We start from the raw sequence: 18,347 nt of genomic DNA on the forward strand, positions 1-18,347 counted from the left end.
GATGCTCATCTGGAGCGCCGTGGCGAGAGTATGGACAGAAACTTACCGAATGTCACCGTAAGACGCAGGAGCGGCACCGATAGTGATATCAACGGTTTTCACCGGTCGACCTTCGTCCGCCATGGCCGCCGTGGGCGGCTCCGGACGAGCTACGTGAAGAGGGGTGCATGATGGAGTCCTCGACTGACCAGTCGAGCTGGTCGGACGTGTGGTCGCACATTCCGGCCGCGAATCCGCAGCGATCCGGCCCGCTCTGGGCGTTGGCGGTCCTCATCGGGCCGGATCGGGCGGTGGAAGGTGTCGTCGGGTTCTTCGTGACACCGGCCGAGGCGAACCGGCACGCCCGGGCGGGGGGCTACGAGAACTGGCTGGTGATTCCGGCGCTGGACCTGCACGGGGTGGGTGGGCCGGTGGCGGTCCTGTGACCGGCGGACAGCCCGATCGCGACGTCGGTCCGAGCCCCCGCGGAAGCCCTTCCTCGGGAGGGGGCACACTGGTATCCCGAGGTACCACTCCCCCACTCCCCCGCATGTGACACCCACGACAGATCGACCACAGGCCCATTCCGACCATGGGCTCTCCCCGGACTCCTCCTCCCCCGGGTGCCCCGCGATCGCCGGGCGCCCCACGATCGAAGGTGTAATCGAAGGTGCAGCTGACGGCCGGCCCCCTCTACGCGCTCTACACCCGTCGCCTGCGTCGGCAGGTCATGGCGGGTCCACTGCCTGCGCACGTCGGGCTGGTCATGGACGGCAACCGCCGCTGGGCCCGCGAGATGGGCATGGCGAATCCGAGCCTCGGCCACAAGTACGGCGCCGAGCACGCCGAGGACGTCCTGTCCTGGTGCGAGCTTGTCGGGATCAAACACGTCACCGTGTTCGTCTGCTCGACGGAGAACCTGCAGCAGCGCGGGGACGCCGAGGTCGCCTTCCTCATGCAGGTGATCGAGCAGGTGGTGGCCGACCGGCTCGGGCGGCCAGACGCCCGCTGGCAGGTCCATCTCGCGGGCATGCTGGACACGCTGCCGGACAGCACGGCCCGTGTCCTCAAGGATGCCGTGGAGACGACCCGCGGAGTCACGACCGGCGCTCACGTCACCCTCGCCGTCGGGTACGGAGGTCGCCAGGAGGTCATCGAGGCCCTGCGCGAACTGCTGTACGAGCGGGCCGAGGCGGGGGACTCGCTGGCCGACGTCGCGTCGACGCTGACCGTGGACGACATCGCCCAGCACCTCTACACCGCCGGCCAGCCCGACCCCGATCTGGTGATCCGCACCAGCGGGGAACAGCGGCTGTCCAACTTCCTGCTCTGGCAGAGCGCCTACTCGGAGCTGTATTTCTGCGAGGCGTACTGGCCGGCGTTCCGTGAGATCGATTTCCTGCGCGCCCTGCGCAGCTTCGCCGCCAGGGAGCGACGCCACGGTGCCTGATCCGCGCCTGGCCCGCCCCTGAACCGCCCTTGAACCACTCCTGAGCCGCCCTTGGACGGCGGGCTGCGTACGCCTGGTTTTTCCGCTTCCCACTGCCCGATCATTTCTTTCTTTATCTGGCTATTTCCCCCTTCTCGCCTTTTTCCTTTCCTTCTTTCCTTCCCCCTTTCCTCCCTTGAGCGGGGCTGGTATCCCCCCGGACAGGAAGATCGTTCAGACGGTCAACGCCGGTCATGGGCCACCTATGAATTCGTAATGAAGTAATTAATGCAAGCCAATATGCGTCTTCGTAGGTCACAGGCTCGCGAGGACCCCGAAGTGAACAAGTTATTTCATTCCGAATCCTAAGTGCTTATTGCGCCATCAGCGAACTACCGTCGAGTCTCCGTCGCGCTGGTGCAAGCCTGTCGCCTGTCGGGACCTGATGTCAGACATAAACGGAGCATCAATGGCATCCGCCACCAGCGTCCACAAGGGTTGGAAGATCTTCCTCACCAGAGAGGAGACCGAGATGGTCGCTAACGGCGTCGACATAGCCGCGATAGTTTCGGCCGTCATACCCGAGCCGGCCACCGCCACGGTGGCGTCGGTGGCCCCGCGAATCCTCGCTTTTTACGCGAATCGCGCTCTCAAAATCAACAAGAGACTCGGCCTCGAGGTCAACATGCCTAGCCCCAATTTCCCCGTCCGCACCGAAACCATCGGGCCCCCGGTGTGGCCTTTCCGAATCTAGCCATGATCAAAAATGGCGGCCGGAACGTCGTCAACACCGTTGATTATCTTGTCTGCACTCCCCGGAGGCACCGAGATACCTGACCGCCGCTGACGATGAACAGCGCCGACGACGAACAGCCCCGACGACGAACGCTGAAGCCGACGAGCCGGGAGGTCCCTCCGTCCCACCCACGAGTGCCGCCCGCCGACGTCCGATTTCGCTGGCCGGTTGACCGGCCATCGCCGGCGATGGGACCGGCGATGGCCGGGGACCATGGATCGTCCTGGTCCGTCAGCTCGCTGTTACTGCTGCACCTGTTGCCGGAACCAGCGGACGACCGCGGCCGTACCGGCCTTGTTGGAGTCGAGATGACCGACGTTGGGTCCCAGGTTGATGATCGGGGCGTCGGCGCCACTTGCCAGGAACGCGGCCCGGCAGTGCTCGCTGTTGGCCCGCGGAACCTGATGGTCGGCGCCGCCGACGTAGAGCCGGACCGGCACCCTCGGGTTCCAGTTCGAACAGGTCTTGTCCGCCGCCCACAGCGCCACGGCCAGCCGGCCCTGGGGGTTGCGGAGCAGGTCGAAGCCGTGTGGGGTGAGCAGCTTGTCGGTGGTCGCCGGCAGGCCGGCGAGGATCTGCTCCCCGGTGTGCTTGCCGTCGAAGAGCGTCGCGACCTTCGGGTCCTGGAACACCTCCGCCGGCGAGCGGTACAGGTGGTGCAGGCGGTTCCAGGAGACGAGGAAGAAGGCGGTGTAGCCGACGCCGAAGGGCCATGCGACCTGCCCGTTCAGCCACGCCGGCAGCTCCACGGAGCGCAGGTCATAGGCTCCGCTGACGGGCGCGAGGGCACCGAGTCGGAACGACGGGTCGGCGCCGGCCCGCAGCGCCTTCCCCAGTCCCGTCGCCGCCGAAGCGCCCTGGGAGAACCCGGTGACCAGCACATCCCGTTTGAACTTCCGGCCTTCACGCTCGGCGACAGTGCGCGCCGCGCGGAGCAGGTCCAGCGACGCGCTGGTCTCCGAGGGGACGTCCAACCACGGATGGTCACCCGGCCCGACGCCGTAGCCCAGGTAGTCGGGGGCGACCGCCGCGAACCCGGCGGCGGCGTAGGTGAGGGCCGGGGCCTGCCCCCAGGAGTTGGCCTCCAGATCGGTCGCGGTCGACGGAGCGTCTGTGCGGTTGATCTCGGTGCCGTGGGCGTAGGAGACAACCCGTAGCCAGCGGTCCTCGGTGCGCGGCAGCGCCACCAGGCCGCTGGCGGTCGTCCGACGTCCACGGGGGTCGATCGTGTAGTACACGACCCGGTAAGTCCGCACCCCCGACCGGATCACCTCCGGATCGGCGTCGAACCCGGTACCGGCCAGGACCGCCCGCACATACTCCGCCGACAGGACCCGTAGCCGTTTGACGGAGACCACATCCCCGCGGTAAGAGGATGTGTGGCGCCAAGCCGTGGTCGGCCCGGTGGCCGCGGCGGGGTCGATGAGGGCAGTGGTCGTCGCGGTGGCCGTCACCGCGGTCGTCGCGGCGAGGACGAGCCCCATGACGGTCCGGCGCCGCCGGGAACGCCGTCCCCTCCTCACGATGTCCTGCCGCCCGTGACGTACCAGCCGCACGTGACGTCTCTGCGGCGCGTGGCCTCCTTCCGGGACATGACCCGTTTCCTGCTCGTGACCCATTTCCCGCATGTGACGCCCCAGTGGCACATGACTTCTTTCCTGCACGTAGCCTCTTTCCTGCATGTGACTTCCTTCCCGCGTGTGCATTGCGATGCCGGTGACGCTAGAAGTGGGCCTGTCGCCACGCCGGTGATCCTAAAAGTGGGCCTGTCCAGGATGAATGCGGTCAGCAGGTCGACCCGGGCGGGGAAAACCACCGCACACGGGCTTCGAATGGCCTACCGGATTCCGCCGGTGATGATGGCAACCGTGCCGGGGAGATCGAACAGCCGCTCAGGTGTCTTCATCGCGCCCTCTGCCCGCCCGTCGGATGACCGCTACCTGCTGGCTGCCATCACGCCCTGCCCGGAGGATCAATGTAGGTGGCCTGGTCAGATATCCATCGCTTGATGGGCAGCACCGTCGGCACCGGGAGCACGCTCCCGACACCGACAGTCGTAGTGTGATCACACCAAAAAGACGGATGCACCGGCGAAGGTGATTTCCGGCACGGGCCGCCGGCCCTGAACGCGTGCGTCGCCCGCGAAGGACCGGTTATAGGCAGTCGATCCCCGGAAAGGGTCGCCGCGGCGACACCCGCGCCCACCGCCGAGGGATGCCGGGAGAAAGCGCTCCGGTGGCTGTTAGCATGCTCCACATGGGCTTCGGGAAAATCACGGCGTCTATGCCCCTTGGGGGAAATCCACGGTGCCGGCGATGAGATCGGTCACGATTGCCCCCGATCCGACCTCCGCCGGCTCCCCCAGGATGTGGGACACCGCCCCAAAAACCGCGGAGCAGACGCAGCAGAACGAGCTGATCGGGCCGGCCGCCCGGCTGGCGATCTGGGTGTTTGAACGCGCTGCGCAGCCTGTTGGCCGTACTTTTCATCGCGACGGTCATGTGCTTCTACTCCCTTGCCCCGGTGGCCCCGGTGGCCCCGGACCGCGCGGCCGAATACCTCGCGGCAAGCCTGCGGTTCGGCGTCTTCTACGCCTCGATCGCCGTCTTCGCGGCATTCTTCTTCGATCGCCGCCACCTCGAACACGTCTTCTGGCGGATGTCACTGGGCTGCGTGTGGATCGCCCTGGCCGGCTATGCCGTCGCCGACGTCCTACCGGCGCCGGTGTGGGTAGACTCCGGCGCCGGCGGCACGCCCCGGCTGCGCGGGCTGCTGGCCGAGCCCTCGTCCTGGGCCCCGGTCATCTCCGTGCTGATCCTGCTGGCGGTCCGGCGCAGGTCGTGGCGAAACCTGGCACTCGTCGTCCTCGCCGGTCTGCTGACCAAATCACCCACGGTCCTGCTCACCGCCTCTATCAGCCTGGCCTTCTGTTATCTCAACGGGGTTCGAGCGGTGGCTGCCCGGGGCCGCCGGACGATCGTCCTCGCCGCCGGCCGGCTACCTGACCAGCAACAACGGCCTGACGGTCGCGTTCGGCCGGCTCGTCGCCGGACTCGGCGCGCTGGGCGATGACACGGCACCCGCCACCGCCAACGGCCGTTACACGAGCGCGCGGATCGTCATGGCCGAGGCCCGGCAGAACGGTCATCCGAACATCGGCTACGGCCCGAACTCGAACTCCGTCTATCTCGCCAAGAAATACGGTGACGGCCGGAACTACGCGGCCAACTCCCTCTACCTGGCCTGGCTGTTCGATTTCGGTCGGATCGGCGCGTGCGCTCTTCTGGCAGCGGTCTTCCTGATCCTGCTGCGGCTGGCCGGACGGCCGGCATCGGCCGCCCTCTTCATACCCTTCCTGGTCGCTTCCCTCATCAACTCCGCACAGGGTTTCGAACTTTTCAAGTTCACCTTCGTCTCCATCCTGCTCTACCTGTTCGGCTGGGAGCGCCGTATCCTCCCGGCAACCGCCGTCAAGAACCCGGTCTCGCACGATGCAGACCAGCAGACCAGCCGTCGGGACACACCCTGCGCCGGGGTTTCGAGTGGGCGCACGAGGTCGACGTGGGTGCCGTCGGCGATACCGAGCTCGTCGGGGTCGTCCGGGTGAACGAACACGACGCGCCGGCCGCGGCGCACCCCGCGGTACCGGTCGTCCATGCCGTAGATCGTCGTGTTGTACTGGTCGTGGGGACGGACGGCCTGCAGCAGCAGGTGTCCCGGCGGGACCCGCAGCACCTCGCAGGTGTTGACCGTCAGCGCCTGGAACAACGCCGGGTCCCCGTTCACCCGGATCTGCAGGAACTGATCCGCCAGGGTCGTGCCCCGCCCGAGCAGGCTGGAGCGATCCCGATCGTCGCCGACAGCGCCGCCCCCGACGACTCGTGACACATGTTCGAACAGTCCGGCAGGTTGTTCGTCCCCACCATCCGCGCGAACAGCTGCCAGACGAACGCCACCTCGTTACTCGTCCGACCCGATGTGTAGAACACCGCCTCATCCGGACTGTCCAGCGCGTTCAGCTCCCCCGCGATGATCCCGAATGCCTCGTCCCAGCCGATCGGCGCGTGCCGGTCCGCACCCGGCGCCTTGAACATCGGCTCGATGATCCGACCCCGGCTCCCCAGCCAGCGCCTGGACCGACCCGCGAGATCCGCCAGCGGATGCGCGGCGAAGAACTCCCGGCCCACCCGGGCCCGCGTCGCCTCCTCCGCCACCGCCTTCGCGCCGTTTTCACAGAACTCCGCCACCGACCGCTCCCCCACCGGCGGCTCCGGCCACGCGCACCCCGGCCGCTGCCTCGAAAGCCTCACTCCGCCTACGCGGCATGACTGACACCCCCATGAGGACCGGCACCAGCACCAGCATTGAACCGGCAGCGGTCCAGGACCTCACTACCCCTTGTCTTTCGTTAGCTACTAATGTTTTGTAGGGGTACCGTTGCAGCCGCAACGGCCACCGCCCCATCCGTCGATCATCGACCTGGAGGTCCCATGACCGCGCCATCCCCGTCCGACATCGCTCCGCTGCCCCTGGCCGCCGGTACCTGGACGCTCGACCCCGCGCACTCGGGCGTGAACTTCCAGGTCCGCCATCTCGGCGTCACCAACGTCCGCGGGCGCTTCGACACGTTCTCCGCGACGCTGTCGGTCGGCGACACCCTGGAGTCGGTGTCCGTCGGCGCCGAGATCGACCTGGCCTCGATCAACACCAACCAGCCCGACCGGGACGCGCACCTGCGTTCCGCCGACTTCTTCGACCTCGCGTCCCACCCGTCCATCACGTTCACCTCGACGTCCGTCACGGGCAGCGACGAGGAGTACGAACTCGCCGGCGATCTTTCGATCAACGGAGTGACCAGACCCGTCACCCTGGCGGTCGAGTTCTACGGGGTCGACACTCACCCCGTAGACGGCCGCGTCCGGTCCGGCTTCGCCGCGACGACGGAGATCCGCCGCGGCGACTATGGCATCACCTTCAACCTACCGCTCGGTGCCGGCAGGCTCGCCCTCTCCGACAAGGTCAAGATCGAGCTCGACCTGCAGTTCATCGCCCCCTGATCAACCCGGCTCCCCAACCGGTCCCGCGCCGTCGCGAGCCCGCGCCCCGAGATCATCCGGGCTCGCGACGGACCGTGGGCACCTCCACCGGCCCGACAAGTACCAGCCCGGCGGGTACCGGCCCGGCAAGCTCCGGTCAGCAAGCCCCGGTCAAGGAGTCCTGGGAGACGGCGGCTCCCCGCGCGCGACGAGATACTCCTGCGCCCATACCTCCAGCTCGTGCAGCGCCGTCCGCAGCCCCTCGCCCCGCGGGGTGAGCCGATAACGCGTTGCCACCGGCGGCCCCTCGAGAACCTCACGCTCCACGAGGCCGGCCTGGACGAGTTCGGTGAGACGGCCCGACAGCATCCGCTCGCTCACCCCCGGCACCAGCTTCGCTATCTCGGAGAACCTCGCCGGGCCGGCCATCAGCGTACTGACGATCAGACCGCTCCACCGCTTCCCCAGCAGCGCGAAGACCGGAGTCAGCGCCTGACAGCTCACACCGTCCTCCGGCCTCGCAACCATCGGGTCATAGTAGATGCCCGACGCATCATGGGTGCCCCGACGCATCGCAAGTCACGACGCAGGACAGGCCCTCATGTGGGACCAACTCAGGCTGTCACACCCACCCGGACGACCCGGCGGGGATCGGGAGCGTAGGCCGGCGTGCCGGTGAAGGCCAACCGGCGGGTCCTGGTGGCGACCCGCGGAAGACCGGCCCGGTCCCGCCAATCCGCCAATCATGCAGTGGAGTTAGATAGGCGCGACAGGATGCGATGGGGTGAGGGAACCATCGGGCGTCGGGGCGCGGCAGGGGAGTCATGGCCGGTGTACCGGAGTGCCGTTCGACGACGGACACTCCCGGCAGTGCCGCGCCTCACCGGAGTGGCCGGCGGGGCTGGCCGGGTCGGCTGGGCCGAAGTGGTCGGCGGGGCCGGCGGGGCCGGCTGCGTGGCACGGCCGGCCGGTCCCCGGGTGCGTCCCGGCTGCCTCCCCGGCTTCTCGTCGCGGGGTTCCTCCTGCTCGTCGCCGCCTGGGTCGGCACCAACCCGCCGGGGTTCGGCCCCGACGAGCCCGCCCACTTCGTGAAGGCGGTCGGCGCGGGCACCGGACAATGGACGGGAACACCCGGCCGGCTGGCACATCCGTCGTTCGGCAACGGACCGGGCCGCACCGAACGGATCGACTGGATCAATCGCAACAGCCGCGTCTTCGCCCTGCCCGCCGGGCTCAACCCCGGCGCGGCGGGGTTCCCCTGCGACCTCTTCCGCGACTGGCTGTCCGTCGCGTGCCTCGACCGTCCGCACTCCCGGCCGGCGGCGACGCGGGCCCTCAGTTACGTGGGCACCTATGAGCCCTATCTCTACGCGGTCGAGGGTGCCGTGATGACCCGCACGCACACGGCGGACGGCGCGCTCTACGCCGGGCGGGCGACCTCGGCTGCCATCGTGGTGACACTGTTGGCGATCATCATCTTCGCCTCCTGGGATTCCCGCGCCGGACTGCTCTCGGTCGGCGGCGTGCTGCTGGCGGTCTCGCCGATGGCGTTGTTCCTGGGTTCCGTCCTCGGCACGAACGGGATGGAGATCGCGGGCGCGACCGCGTTGTTCACCCTGGCGCTGCGGCTCGGTCGACCGGGCGCGCCGCCGAGGTGGATCTGGCCCGCCCTCGGCCTCGTCGCCGCGCTGGTGGCGTTGTCCCGGCCGTCCGGCCCCCTGTGGGTGCTGCTCACCCCGGTGATCGCCGTCGGTCTCGCGGCCCCCCGCGCGCGGGCGCGGGCCGTCGATGCGGTACCCGCCGTCGAGCAGCCCTGGCCAGTCGAGCAGCCCCGGCCAGCAGAAGGGACCCGGCGGCACCGGCTGGTCGGGTGGCTCTCGGTTCCGTGGGTCGCCCTCGCCGTGGCCGGGGTCGTCGCGACCGCGGCCTGGGAGAAGCGCGTGCAGCCGCACCCGGGGATAAGCCGTGAGCTCGCGGAACAGGGGCTGCGGCAGCTGTCGTCCGACGTGCCCGCCTGGGCACGGCAGTGGGTCGGGGTGTTCGGCTGGGCGAGCCTGCGGATGCCCTCGTTCGCCTACTGGACATGGGGCGCGTGCCTGCTGGTCCTGCTCGGCGCGGCGTTCGTCGTGGGAACCTGGCGGCAGCGGGTCCGCCTCGGCGCGGTGCTGATCGGCGTGGTGGCGGTGGCGGTGGCGCTCGACGTGCTGGTCCTGCGGCAGACGCGCTTCCCGGTTTACGGGCGGTACCTGACGCCGATCGCGGTGCTGGTGCCCTTGGCGGCCGGGGAGATCCTGACCCGGTGGGCCGCGCGCATCCCCGCGGCCCTGCGCCGGGCGGGGCCCGCCGTCGCCGTCATGGCGGTGATCGCGGTGCATACCGTCGGCCTGTGGACAGACTGGCACCGCAGCGCCGTGGGCATCTATGGACCGGCCTGGTTCCTGGGCTCGTCGCAGTGGAATCCTCCGGGTGGCTGGGTCCCCTGGATGGCCCTGGCGGGAGCCGGTGCCTGCTGCCTGCTCGCCGCCGCCGCGGCGGCGGCCGGGCCGCGGCGTTCGCCCGCATCGCCCGGCGGCGGGGACGCGTCAGATCAGGGCCCGGCCGGCCCGGGTCACGAGGCGGCCCGGCCGGCCGTGATTTCCTTGCCACACAGGTTCTCCGCCACGACGCCGAAGGCCGTACCGGCATTGTTGACCTGGACGAAGGCCAGGCAGGTGCTCTGCCGGCCCAGACTGTTCCTGAGGTCGATCGGCTGGATCAGGCCGCCGGCATCGTAGTTCGTCACCGACCGCAGTCCGTCGACGAAACCCTGCCGGGTGGGGCAGTCCCCGGCCTCCTCCAGACCGCGCAGGAACAGGTCGGTGTTGATGTAGGCCATCATCGTGATCTCCTGCTCCGGGTCCTCCCGCTGGGGGCGTAGCGCCGCATCGCGTCGATGTAGCTCGTGATGGGAGAGCCGCCGGCCTCGAAGGGCCGGTGGAAAACCGGGACCGTGACGCCGGCAACGGCGGCGCCCGCATCACGCAGCAGTCGGCCATCGTAGCCGCTGGCGGCAAGGATCACCGTGGGATTCCCACCGGCGGCGCGGATCGCGTTCAGCACGGCGGGGAGTTCATGGGCGTCGACCACGGTGAGGAGGGTGTCGGCGCGAGCCGCGACGATCCGTTGGGCGATCGCCGCCGGGCTGTCGGCGTTCGCCGTGTAGCTCACCTCGTCGACGACCGGGATGCCGACTGACTGCACGCTCTACACAATCTTGCTTCCGGTGTCCGCGATCCCGGCTGACAGGGCGGTCCTGAGCAGAACGGCCCTGGTTCCCCCACGTGACTGGACGAGCCTGCCGTATGTGTCGATGGCGGATCCGGTGATGTAGAACGACGAGAACATGTTCCGGTACTTCGACCAGACTTCCTCAGCCGCCACGCCGGCCACCGGAATATTCTGCTCGGCGAGGTACGACGCGCTGCCACTCGCCGCCAGGGTGAACTCAAGGAGGCCGAAGACCTTCCTCTCCTCGACCAGTTCCCGCACGCCGATGGCATTCGCCTCGGCGGTTCCCTGGTCGTCGCGCCAATCGTACACGATTTTCCGGCCGTGTACCCCGCCACGCTCGTTGGCCAGCCCGATCCGGGCGTCGAGGCCGGCTCGCGCGACGGAGAAGGGCGCGAGCACCCCCGAGTCGGGGTAAAGCACACCGAGCCTGATCTGATCCTCCGTCACTCCAGGAGTGTCACAGGAGCCCGCGGACGCCTTTCCGGACGAGCAACCGCCGGTGCCGGCGGCTACCACCAGCAGGGCGGCGGCGATACCCAAGGACAGGACTGGGCGGCGCATAGGCGAGGGATCCCCGAGGAGAACAAGACAGGCAGCGCAGGGAAATATCCGTTCACGCTCCGGCCCGCTCGACGAATGGGCGAGAGCGCGTGGGCGGACCTCGCTGTATATGGACTATGGGACAGCTACCGCCGACCGTCGGCTGGTGCCCGCCGGCAGATGTCCCGACATTACCCAACACCACCTTCGTGGCGTAGCGATTCAGCTGACGTGGCCGGGTGTTCGGTGTCCCGTGGGAAATCATTGTCACCACGGCTACAGTTGTTCCCGGCGCACGGGACGGCCGGCCAGACAGGCAGGCAGACCACCGGCGGAACAACAGCAGGACTCGACAAGCCACGGCCCCGGTGCACGTGGGGTTTCGTGCCCACGGGAGATTTCTTCGCGATCCGTCTCGGTCAGCGCCTCGCCGCGCGCTCGGCCTCCTCGTCGGTGGCCGCATGATGTGTATCACGGTGACGTGATTCACGTGCGGTGCGCTGACCGTTTGAGGCCGCTTCCCAGGCCAACTCGTCCCGGTGCAGCGGCTGGGTCGTCTCGCCCGGGAAGACGGAGATCACCTGGGTACGGTGGAGCTGGCCGGCGTCGCCGTGGGCGGCAGGTGGTTGGCGGCGAGAGTGGTGTTCATGGTCGGACACTCCTAGACATGATCAGATGCGGTGCTCGGTGATAACGTCGCCGGTCGCGGCCAGCGCGTCCTGGGATTGCCGGTGCCGTAACGCGATCAGAACGAAGATCGCGTCGAGGACCACCAGGTGCACGATCCGGCTGGTCATGGTTTCGATCCGATAGGCGGTCTCCCGGCTGCCCGCGACCAGCACCGACTCGGTCAGCTCGGTCAGCGGCGAACTGGCGAAACTGGTCAGCGCCACCGTGGCCGCGCCGGTGGTCGCGGCGGTACGCATCGACGCCAACGTCTCGGTCGTCGACCCGGTGTGGCTGATCGCGAAACAGACGTCCCCCGGGCCCAGCATCCGCGCCGACACGTGCTGGACGTGCACATCCGCCGGGTAGACGGCCGGCAGCCCGATCGTCGTCAGCCGGTAGGCAACGTCGGCGGCCAGGGGGGCCGACGTCCCGACCGCGACGAACAGAATCCGCCGCGCGTTGATCAGCAGGTCTACGACGCGGTCCAGCGCGCCCGCGTCCACCGCGCGGGCCGCGACGCTCAGCGCGCCGGCCATCCCCGAGAACACCTTGCGGACCACCTCGGGTGAGCCGTCGTCCGCGGAGATCTCGTCGAGCAGTTGCCGTTCGACCGGGATCGCCTGCCGCGCCAGGCGCAGCTTCAGGTCCTGGAACCCGCGCAGGCCGAGTGTCTGACAGAACCGGATCACCGACCCGACCGAGCTCCCGGACACCTCGGCCAGCTGGGTCACCGACATGTCCAGGACCTCCAGCGGCGCCGGCAGCACCGCATTGGCGACCCGCCGCTCCGCCGGCGACAGGCCCGGCAACCGGGATCTGATCAACTCCAGCACGTCGCCGTCACCGACCGACCCGGGACCCCGCTCAATATCGCCGACCGGCCCGCAAAATCGCTCAACCACCCGGCTGACGCTAGGCGCCACCCATGAACCTCAGGGGACGGACATGTCAATGACGGAATAACAATCCATATGTCGGTTCATCACTGGAGCAAAGTTCCGCCGCGACAGGCGGAGGCCATTGCACTACACGGAGTCACGACACGGTCGCGGCCTGGCGGCGGACCGGCCTCGGCACCGGGGTCCGGCCCCGGGCTCCGGGGCCCTTCCCCTCATCGCGTTATCGCGTCATCGCGTGGGATCCCCCTCGTTGGCGTGGGACCCTCGCTCGGGTCTCGTCAGCCGAGGCTGGTGAGGCTGGCGATGGCCTCGTTGAAGCTCTTCGACGGACGCATGACGGCCGCGGCCTTGACGGGGTCGGGCTGGTAGTACCCCCCGATGTCGGCCAGCGAGCCCTGGACCGCGATCAGTTCGTCGACGATCGCCTTCTCCTCGTCGGCGAGCGTCTTGGCGAGACCGGCGAACGCCTCCGCGAGACGGGGGTCGCCGGTCTGCGCGGCCAGCTCCTGCGCCCAGTAGAGCGCCAGGTAGAAGTGGCTGCCGCGGTTGTCGAGGCCCCCCAGCCGGCGGCTGGGCGACTTGTCCTCGTTGAGGAAGGTGGCGGTCGCGCGGTCGAGGGTGTCGGCGAGCACCTGGGCACGCGCGTTGCCCGTCGTCCGCGCGAACTGCTCGAAGCTGGCCGCGAGCGCCAGGAACTCGCCCAGGCTGTCCCAGCGCAGGTAGTTCTCCTTGAGCAGCTGCTGGACGTGCTTGGGCGCGGAGCCGCCGGCGCCGGTCTCGAACAGGCCGCCGCCGTTCATGAGCGGGACGACCGAGAGCATCTTGGCACTCGTGCCGAGCTCCAGGATCGGGAACAGGTCGGTCAGATAGTCACGCAGCACGTTGCCGGTGACCGAGATCGTGTCCTCGCCGCGGCGGATCCGCTCCAGCGAGAACGCGATCGCGTCGACCGGAGCCTTGATCTCGATCCGCAGCCCGGAGATGTCGTGCTCGGGCAGGTACGCCCGGACCTTCTCGATCAGCCTCGCGTCGTGGGCGCGGTTCTCGTCGAGCCAGAACACCGCCGGGTCACCGGTGGCGCGGGCGCGCGTGACGGCGAGCTTCACCCAGTCCCGGATCGGCGCGTCCTTGGCCTGGCAGGCGCGGAAGATGTCGCCGGCGGCGACCGCCTGCTCCAGCACCACGGTGCCGGCCTGGTCGACGATCCGCACCGTGCCCGTGGTAGGGATCTCGAAGGTCTTGTCGTGACTGCCGTACTCCTCGGCCTTCTGCGCCATCAGGCCGACGTTGGCCACCGAGCCCATCGTCGCGGGGTCGTAGGCGCCGTGCGCCCGGCAGTCGTCGATGACGACCTGGTAGATGCCGGCGTAGCTCGAGTCGGGCAGGACCGCCAGGGTGTCCGCCTCCCGGCCGTCCGGGCCCCACATGTAGCCGGAGGTACGGATCATGGCCGGCATGGAGGCGTCGACGATGACGTCGCTGGGCACGTGCAGGTTGGTGATGCCGCGGTCGGAGTCGACCATCGCCAGGGCGGGGCCCTCGGCGAGCTCCGCGGCGAAGGAGGCCTTGATCTCCTCGCCCTCGGGCAGCGATTCCAGGCCCTTGAGGATGCCGCCGAGCCCGTCGTTCGGGGACAGACCGGCCGCGGCGAGCGTCGCGCCGTGGGTGACGAACGTCTGCGGGAAGAAGGCCCGTACCACGTGGCCGAAGACGATCGGGTCGGAGACCTTCATCATCGTGGCCTTCAGGTGCACCGAGAACAGCACGCCCTCGGCCTTGGCCCGGGCGATCTGCGCGGTGAGGAACTCGCGCAGCGCGGCCACCCGCAGGACGGCCGCGTCCACGACCTCGCCCACCAGCACCGGCAGGGACGGGAGCAGGACGGTGGTGCTGCCGTCGTCACCCGCGAGCTCGATGCGCAGCGTGCCGGCCTCGGCGATGATCGTGGACTTCTCGGTGGAGCGGAAGTCGTCGGCGCTCATCGTGGCGACGTTCGTCTTCGAGTCGGGTGCCCACGCGCCCATCCGGTGCGGGTGGGTCCGGGCGTAGTTCTTCACCGAGGCCGGGGCGCGGCGGTCGGAGTTGCCCTCGCGCAGCACCGGGTTGACGGCGCTGCCCTTCACCTTGTCGTAACGGGCGCGGATCTCCCGCTCCTCGTCGGTCTTCGGGTCGTCCGGGTAGTCCGGCAGCGCGTAGCCCTGCTGCTGCAGCTCGACGATCGCCGCCTTCAGCTGCGGAATCGAAGCCGAGATGTTCGGCAGCTTGATGATGTTCGCCTCGGGCGTCCTGGCCAGCTCACCGAGCTCGGCGAGCGCGTCCTCGACGCGCTGGGCCTCCTCGAGATCCTCGGGGAAACTGGCGATGATCCGCCCCGCCAGGGAGATGTCGCGGCTGTCGACACTGACCCCGGCCGTCGCGGCATACGCCTGGACCACGGGCAGGAACGAGTACGTCGCCAGGGCCGGAGCCTCGTCAGTGTGTGTATAGATGATGGTCGAGTCAGTCACCGATACTCCGCTTCGCGTCTGTTTCATCTGGGTATCAAGGTATGCCCTGAACGCCCGCTCCACCGGGGTCCTCGCCGGGCCGGGGCTGTCGGCAGCGGCACCCCACCGACCAGCATGATCGTTATATCGGGTCTCCCCGCGCGCGGGGCTCGGTGACGCTCCGGACAACCCGGGCACGCGGTCGCTGGCCGGTCCCGGACGGCCCGGCTCGCCGGCCATGGAGCCAACCTCGGGGCCAACCTCTCCAAACGCAACGCGACCATCTCCTCCGGACTCGCCGCGGTGCGGGCCGATGTAGCTTATTTCCTCGGCGATCGCGGCCGCCACATCCGGATCAGCCGCCGGCAACCGGGTGCGGGTGGGGCGGCGCCGGGCAGGTATCGGGCAGGCGCCGGGCAGGTGTTGGGCAGGTGCTAGGTACTGCCACCCGCGGTGGCGGACACGACGCGGAGCAGGACGGTCAGGCGGTCCCAGGCGACGAGGGTGGCATCGTCACGCTCCTCGGTGGGCGGTGCCGCGGCGAGAAGCTGCACGGTTTTCACCGCCGCGTACAAGTACAGCGGTCGGGGCCGCCAGGCGATCAGCTGCGGGTACGTCTCCTCCAGCGCCCGGTGGACGAGGTACCGGACCGGAGCATCGGGGCGATGGTGCCCGGAATCCAGCTGGTGGAGGATGGCGGCGGCAGCGTCGATTTCGTCCGCGTCCGGGATCCAGGCGTAGGCCCGCAGGGCGGTCTCCGCTTCGGTGAGCGCCTCGCCCGCGGCTGCTATCGAGTCTCCGTCGCCGTGGAGCACGGGCGGCGGGGCCCAGTCATCGTCGTCGTCGGTCATAGGACCACCGTCCCTCACCGCGGGCGTCCTGGGCTGGCGACTGACGTCCTCCCCGCCCTGAAAGGTGGGCATCCCAACTCCTACACACCCACCAAAGGGGTGCGTGGTGGTGAGGTCCGCGGTTCACCGGAACGGCCGGTGCCATGCCTCCCCGTGCGTTCACCGCACGTCCTGCGGCAATATCCTGGGCGGCGTTGATGTCGGCGTTGCACCGAAACCCGCAGGCGACACCTGCGAAGATGACGACACCCGCGACTCCTCACCGGCCGTCGACCAGCGCGCAGAACTCATCTGTCCACGCCGGTGCCCCAACCGGCCCCAGGAAAGTTGATGTGATGGACGACGACACGACCGCGCAACATCGCAAAGCGGTGATATTCCGTGAGCTACACGAGCAGGACAGCCCGTTTGTCATAGCAAATGCCTGGGACGCCGGAAGCGCGCGCCTGCTAACGCAAGCCGGCTTTGTCGCCATCGGAACCACAAGTGCCGGGCTGGCCCTCAGCCACGGTGTGGCCGACGGCGCGAACCTGATCGACCGCACGCTGACTCTTGCCAACGTCCGTGCGATCGCCGCCGCAACCCCGCTACCGGTCTCCGCCGACCTCGAGAGCTGCTTCGCGCAAACGCCCAGGGACGTCGAGGAGACCGTTCTGCTGGCCGCCGAGGCTGGAGCCGTCGGGGGGTCCATCGAGGACGCCACCGGAATACCGCAGGCGCCGATCCTGGCCTTGGACGACGCCGTCACACGAGTCGGCCACGCGGTCGCCGCCGCGCGAAGCCTGCCCTTCCCCTTCGTCATCACGGCACGCGCCGAAAACTTTCTCTACGGCCACCCCGATCTCGAAGATACGATACGCCGCCTTCAGGCGTACGCGGCGGCCGGCGCCGATGTGCTTTACGCCCCGGGCCTACTGGACCCGGACTCCATCCGCGAGGTCTGCAAGCGGGTCCAAGGCCCGGTGAACGTCCTGGTGGGCCCGCCCCCGTTCCCGTCGGTGACCGAACTGGGCCTGCTCGGTGCCCGCCGCATCAGTTTCGGCTCCCTCCTGCCGCGTATCGCTCTCGCGGCCGTGCTGCACGCGGCCCGGGAAATCTACGAAGAAGATACGTTCTCAGGCGCCGCCGAGGCGACACCCTATGCGCAGGCCAATCAGATGATGTCCTCGGAGGTGCGGTAGCGCGGGCGGAGGCGGCTGCTTCTTCACCGCCGTACGGGTCCGCCGACGAGACCGCCGACGACCGTGCCGGCAGCACCACCGTCAGCGGTCCCCGGCCCATCGACGGTCCGCTTCGTCCCAGTCCTCGTTGCGCCTGTCCAACCCCTGCCGCCAGTTCTCGGCGTCCGAGGCACTGCCGTAGGGACCCAGGCGCCGATGACCGGGCGCATCCGGCGGGTTCTCCGCGCGTCCGTGGTCGAGACACCACCACCAGCCGGACGGGTTCCAGGCCGAACTGTCCACGGACCCGGACCCGGACCCGGATCGGGAACGGGAACGGGAACGGGCCCGGCGGCGCGCCGCCATCCCTCGTAGCCATGTCCACATAGCCGTCTCCTACCCGGGTCACGCGCGCCCGATCCCCCCGCGACGATGTCGTTCCGGCCGAGCCGGACTCACCCGCTACGTCGACCGGCGGTAGGAAGACGACGATGACGAGACGACAAAAAGGAGACGACAATGAGCCACGAAACCACGCCGTCGTACGCCGCCGAGACCCGGCCGTTCCCACTGGAGCCGACGCCGATTCACGTGCCCGACGACCTCCAGCGGCGCCTGGAGTTGACTCGCTGGCCGCTCGACGCGGGCAACGAGGACTGGTATTACGGCGTGAACCGTGCCTACCTGCAAGAACTTGTCGACTATTGGCGCACCGGCTACGACTGGCGCAAGTCCGAAGCCGCCATCAACGCCTACGAGCACTACCAGGTCGAGGTCGAAGGCGTGCCGGTGTACTTCATGCGCAAGGCCGGAGTCGGCCCCGATCCGACCCCCCTGATCCTCACCCATGGCTGGCCCTGGACGTTCTGGCACTGGTCCAGGGTCATCGATCCGCTGGCCGACCCCGGCGCATACGGCGGCGATCCCACCGAAGCATTCGACGTGATCATCCCCTCGTTTCCCGGCTTCGGGCTCTCCGCACCACTGCCGAACAACCCGGACCTGAACTTCTGGAAGGTCGCCGACCTCTGGCACACCCTCATGACTCAGACCCTCGGCTACGACAGGTACGCCGCCGCCGGCTGCGACGTCGGAGCCCTGGTTACCGGCCAGCTTGGGCACACGTACGCCGACGAGCTGTATGCCATCCACATTGGCTCCGGCCTGAAGCTCACCCTGTTCAACGGCGACCGGGCCTGGGACCTCAGCGGCGGCCGGCCCATCCCCAATGC

General features: G+C 68.9%; 16 protein-coding genes and 2 pseudogenes. 10 read left to right on the forward strand and 8 right to left on the reverse strand.

What is annotated here, in order from left to right; all coding sequences use genetic code 11:
* The first annotated feature begins 170 nt into the window (after positions 1 to 170).
* From AC08OT_RS10440 to AC08OT_RS10450, 3 genes are all read left to right on the forward strand, one after another.
* Complete coding sequence (locus AC08OT_RS10440) at positions 171 to 425, forward strand: hypothetical protein (RefSeq protein WP_476592756.1); 255 nt, start codon at positions 171 to 173, stop codon at positions 423 to 425.
* A 230-nt stretch (positions 426 to 655) separates the two neighbouring features.
* Positions 656 to 1,429, forward strand: a complete 774-nt coding sequence (uppS, locus tag AC08OT_RS10445) for a polyprenyl diphosphate synthase (RefSeq protein ID WP_476592757.1) — start codon at positions 656 to 658, stop codon at positions 1,427 to 1,429.
* 448 nt (positions 1,430 to 1,877) lie between these two features.
* Entirely contained in the window at positions 1,878 to 2,162 is a 285-nt protein-coding gene (locus tag AC08OT_RS10450) for a hypothetical protein (RefSeq protein WP_476592755.1), read from the forward strand.
* A gap of 284 nt (positions 2,163 to 2,446) precedes the next feature.
* Here the strand turns inward: AC08OT_RS10450 and AC08OT_RS10455 are convergent, their stop codons facing one another.
* Positions 2,447 to 3,727 (reverse strand): lipase, encoded by a 1,281-nt coding sequence (locus tag AC08OT_RS10455; protein ID WP_476592754.1) that lies wholly within the window; start codon positions 3,725 to 3,727, stop codon positions 2,447 to 2,449.
* A gap of 33 nt (positions 3,728 to 3,760) precedes the next feature.
* Between AC08OT_RS10455 and AC08OT_RS10460 the strand changes: the two genes are divergently transcribed.
* The 3 genes from AC08OT_RS10460 to AC08OT_RS10470 all read left to right on the forward strand — a co-directional run bounded on the left by AC08OT_RS10460 (position 3,761) and on the right by AC08OT_RS10470 (position 5,811).
* Positions 3,761 to 4,213 carry a hypothetical protein gene (locus AC08OT_RS10460; RefSeq protein ID WP_476595684.1) on the forward strand — a complete coding sequence of 151 codons (453 nt, stop codon included), beginning with the start codon at positions 3,761 to 3,763 and terminating at the stop codon, positions 4,211 to 4,213.
* A gap of 442 nt (positions 4,214 to 4,655) precedes the next feature.
* Positions 4,656 to 5,276, forward strand: coding sequence for a hypothetical protein (locus AC08OT_RS10465; RefSeq protein ID WP_476597574.1), 621 nt, complete (start codon positions 4,656 to 4,658; stop codon positions 5,274 to 5,276).
* Between the two features lie 49 nt (positions 5,277 to 5,325).
* Entirely contained in the window at positions 5,326 to 5,811 is a 486-nt protein-coding gene (locus tag AC08OT_RS10470) for a hypothetical protein (protein WP_476592758.1), read from the forward strand.
* Positions 5,812 to 5,986: 175 nt separating this feature from the next.
* Here the strand turns inward: AC08OT_RS10470 and AC08OT_RS10475 are convergent, their stop codons facing one another.
* Positions 5,987 to 6,466: a hypothetical protein gene (locus tag AC08OT_RS10475; protein WP_476602765.1), complete on the reverse strand. Its 480-nt coding sequence runs from the start codon at positions 6,464 to 6,466 to the stop codon at positions 5,987 to 5,989.
* Positions 6,467 to 6,694: 228 nt separating this feature from the next.
* Between AC08OT_RS10475 and AC08OT_RS10480 the strand changes: the two genes are divergently transcribed.
* Positions 6,695 to 7,261 carry a YceI family protein gene (locus AC08OT_RS10480; RefSeq protein WP_476592751.1) on the forward strand — a complete coding sequence of 189 codons (567 nt, stop codon included), beginning with the start codon at positions 6,695 to 6,697 and terminating at the stop codon, positions 7,259 to 7,261.
* A gap of 150 nt (positions 7,262 to 7,411) precedes the next feature.
* Here AC08OT_RS10480 and AC08OT_RS10485 read toward each other — a convergent pair whose 3' ends face one another.
* Complete coding sequence (locus AC08OT_RS10485; protein ID WP_476592750.1) at positions 7,412 to 7,768, reverse strand: winged helix-turn-helix transcriptional regulator; 357 nt, start codon at positions 7,766 to 7,768, stop codon at positions 7,412 to 7,414.
* 296 nt (positions 7,769 to 8,064) lie between these two features.
* On the opposite strand from AC08OT_RS10485, the gene AC08OT_RS10490 reads away from it, so the two are divergent.
* Positions 8,065 to 10,014 carry a DUF2142 domain-containing protein gene (locus AC08OT_RS10490; RefSeq protein WP_476595686.1) on the forward strand — a complete coding sequence of 650 codons (1,950 nt, stop codon included), beginning with the start codon at positions 8,065 to 8,067 and terminating at the stop codon, positions 10,012 to 10,014.
* Here the strand turns inward: AC08OT_RS10490 and AC08OT_RS10495 are convergent.
* From AC08OT_RS10495 to AC08OT_RS10515, 5 genes and pseudogenes are all read right to left on the reverse strand, one after another.
* Positions 9,978 to 10,118: pseudogene (locus AC08OT_RS10495) on the reverse strand (ABC transporter substrate-binding protein); the annotation flags it as partial. The gene AC08OT_RS10490 and the pseudogene AC08OT_RS10495 overlap by 37 nt on opposite strands.
* Positions 10,115 to 11,071: pseudogene (locus tag AC08OT_RS10500) on the reverse strand (ABC transporter substrate-binding protein). The pseudogenes AC08OT_RS10495 and AC08OT_RS10500, both read right to left, overlap by 4 nt.
* A 650-nt stretch (positions 11,072 to 11,721) precedes the next feature.
* Positions 11,722 to 12,642 (reverse strand): MurR/RpiR family transcriptional regulator, encoded by a 921-nt coding sequence (locus AC08OT_RS10505; protein ID WP_476602766.1) that lies wholly within the window; start codon positions 12,640 to 12,642, stop codon positions 11,722 to 11,724.
* 254 nt (positions 12,643 to 12,896) lie between these two features.
* The gene (locus AC08OT_RS10510) at positions 12,897 to 15,125 is read right to left on the reverse strand and encodes an NADP-dependent isocitrate dehydrogenase (protein ID WP_476592746.1); all 2,229 of its coding nucleotides are present in this window, start codon (positions 15,123 to 15,125) and stop codon (positions 12,897 to 12,899) included.
* A gap of 413 nt (positions 15,126 to 15,538) precedes the next feature.
* Complete coding sequence (locus AC08OT_RS10515; protein ID WP_476592745.1) at positions 15,539 to 15,955, reverse strand: hypothetical protein; 417 nt, start codon at positions 15,953 to 15,955, stop codon at positions 15,539 to 15,541.
* 335 nt (positions 15,956 to 16,290) lie between these two features.
* Here AC08OT_RS10515 and AC08OT_RS10520 point away from each other — a divergent pair, with 335 nt between their 5' ends.
* Together AC08OT_RS10520 and AC08OT_RS10525 are read left to right on the forward strand one after the other, a co-directional pair.
* The gene (locus tag AC08OT_RS10520; RefSeq protein WP_476602767.1) at positions 16,291 to 17,136 is read left to right on the forward strand and encodes an isocitrate lyase/PEP mutase family protein; all 846 of its coding nucleotides are present in this window, start codon (positions 16,291 to 16,293) and stop codon (positions 17,134 to 17,136) included.
* Positions 17,137 to 17,634: 498 nt separating this feature from the next.
* On the forward strand, positions 17,635 to 18,347 hold a 713-nt coding region (locus AC08OT_RS10525), incomplete at its 3' end, for an epoxide hydrolase family protein (RefSeq protein ID WP_476602768.1).

Source organism: Frankia sp. CgJB1 (assembly GCF_977947065.1).

Excerpts from the sequence above, each read along its gene's own strand:
- AC08OT_RS10440 (WP_476592756.1), top strand. The coding sequence starts at position 171 with ATGGAGTCCTCGACTGACCAGTCGAGCTGGTCGGACGTGTGGTCGCAC.
- AC08OT_RS10450 (WP_476592755.1), top strand. The coding sequence starts at position 1,878 with ATGGCATCCGCCACCAGCGTCCACAAGGGTTGGAAGATCTTCCTCACC.
- AC08OT_RS10470 (WP_476592758.1), top strand. The coding sequence starts at position 5,326 with ATGGCCGAGGCCCGGCAGAACGGTCATCCGAACATCGGCTACGGCCCG.
- AC08OT_RS10480 (WP_476592751.1), top strand. The coding sequence starts at position 6,695 with ATGACCGCGCCATCCCCGTCCGACATCGCTCCGCTGCCCCTGGCCGCC.
- AC08OT_RS10485 (WP_476592750.1), bottom strand. The coding sequence starts at position 7,768 with ATGGTTGCGAGGCCGGAGGACGGTGTGAGCTGTCAGGCGCTGACTCCG.
- AC08OT_RS10490 (WP_476595686.1), top strand. The coding sequence starts at position 8,065 with ATGGCCGGTGTACCGGAGTGCCGTTCGACGACGGACACTCCCGGCAGT.
- AC08OT_RS10515 (WP_476592745.1), bottom strand. The coding sequence starts at position 15,955 with ATGACCGACGACGACGATGACTGGGCCCCGCCGCCCGTGCTCCACGGC.
- AC08OT_RS10520 (WP_476602767.1), top strand. The coding sequence starts at position 16,291 with ATGGACGACGACACGACCGCGCAACATCGCAAAGCGGTGATATTCCGT.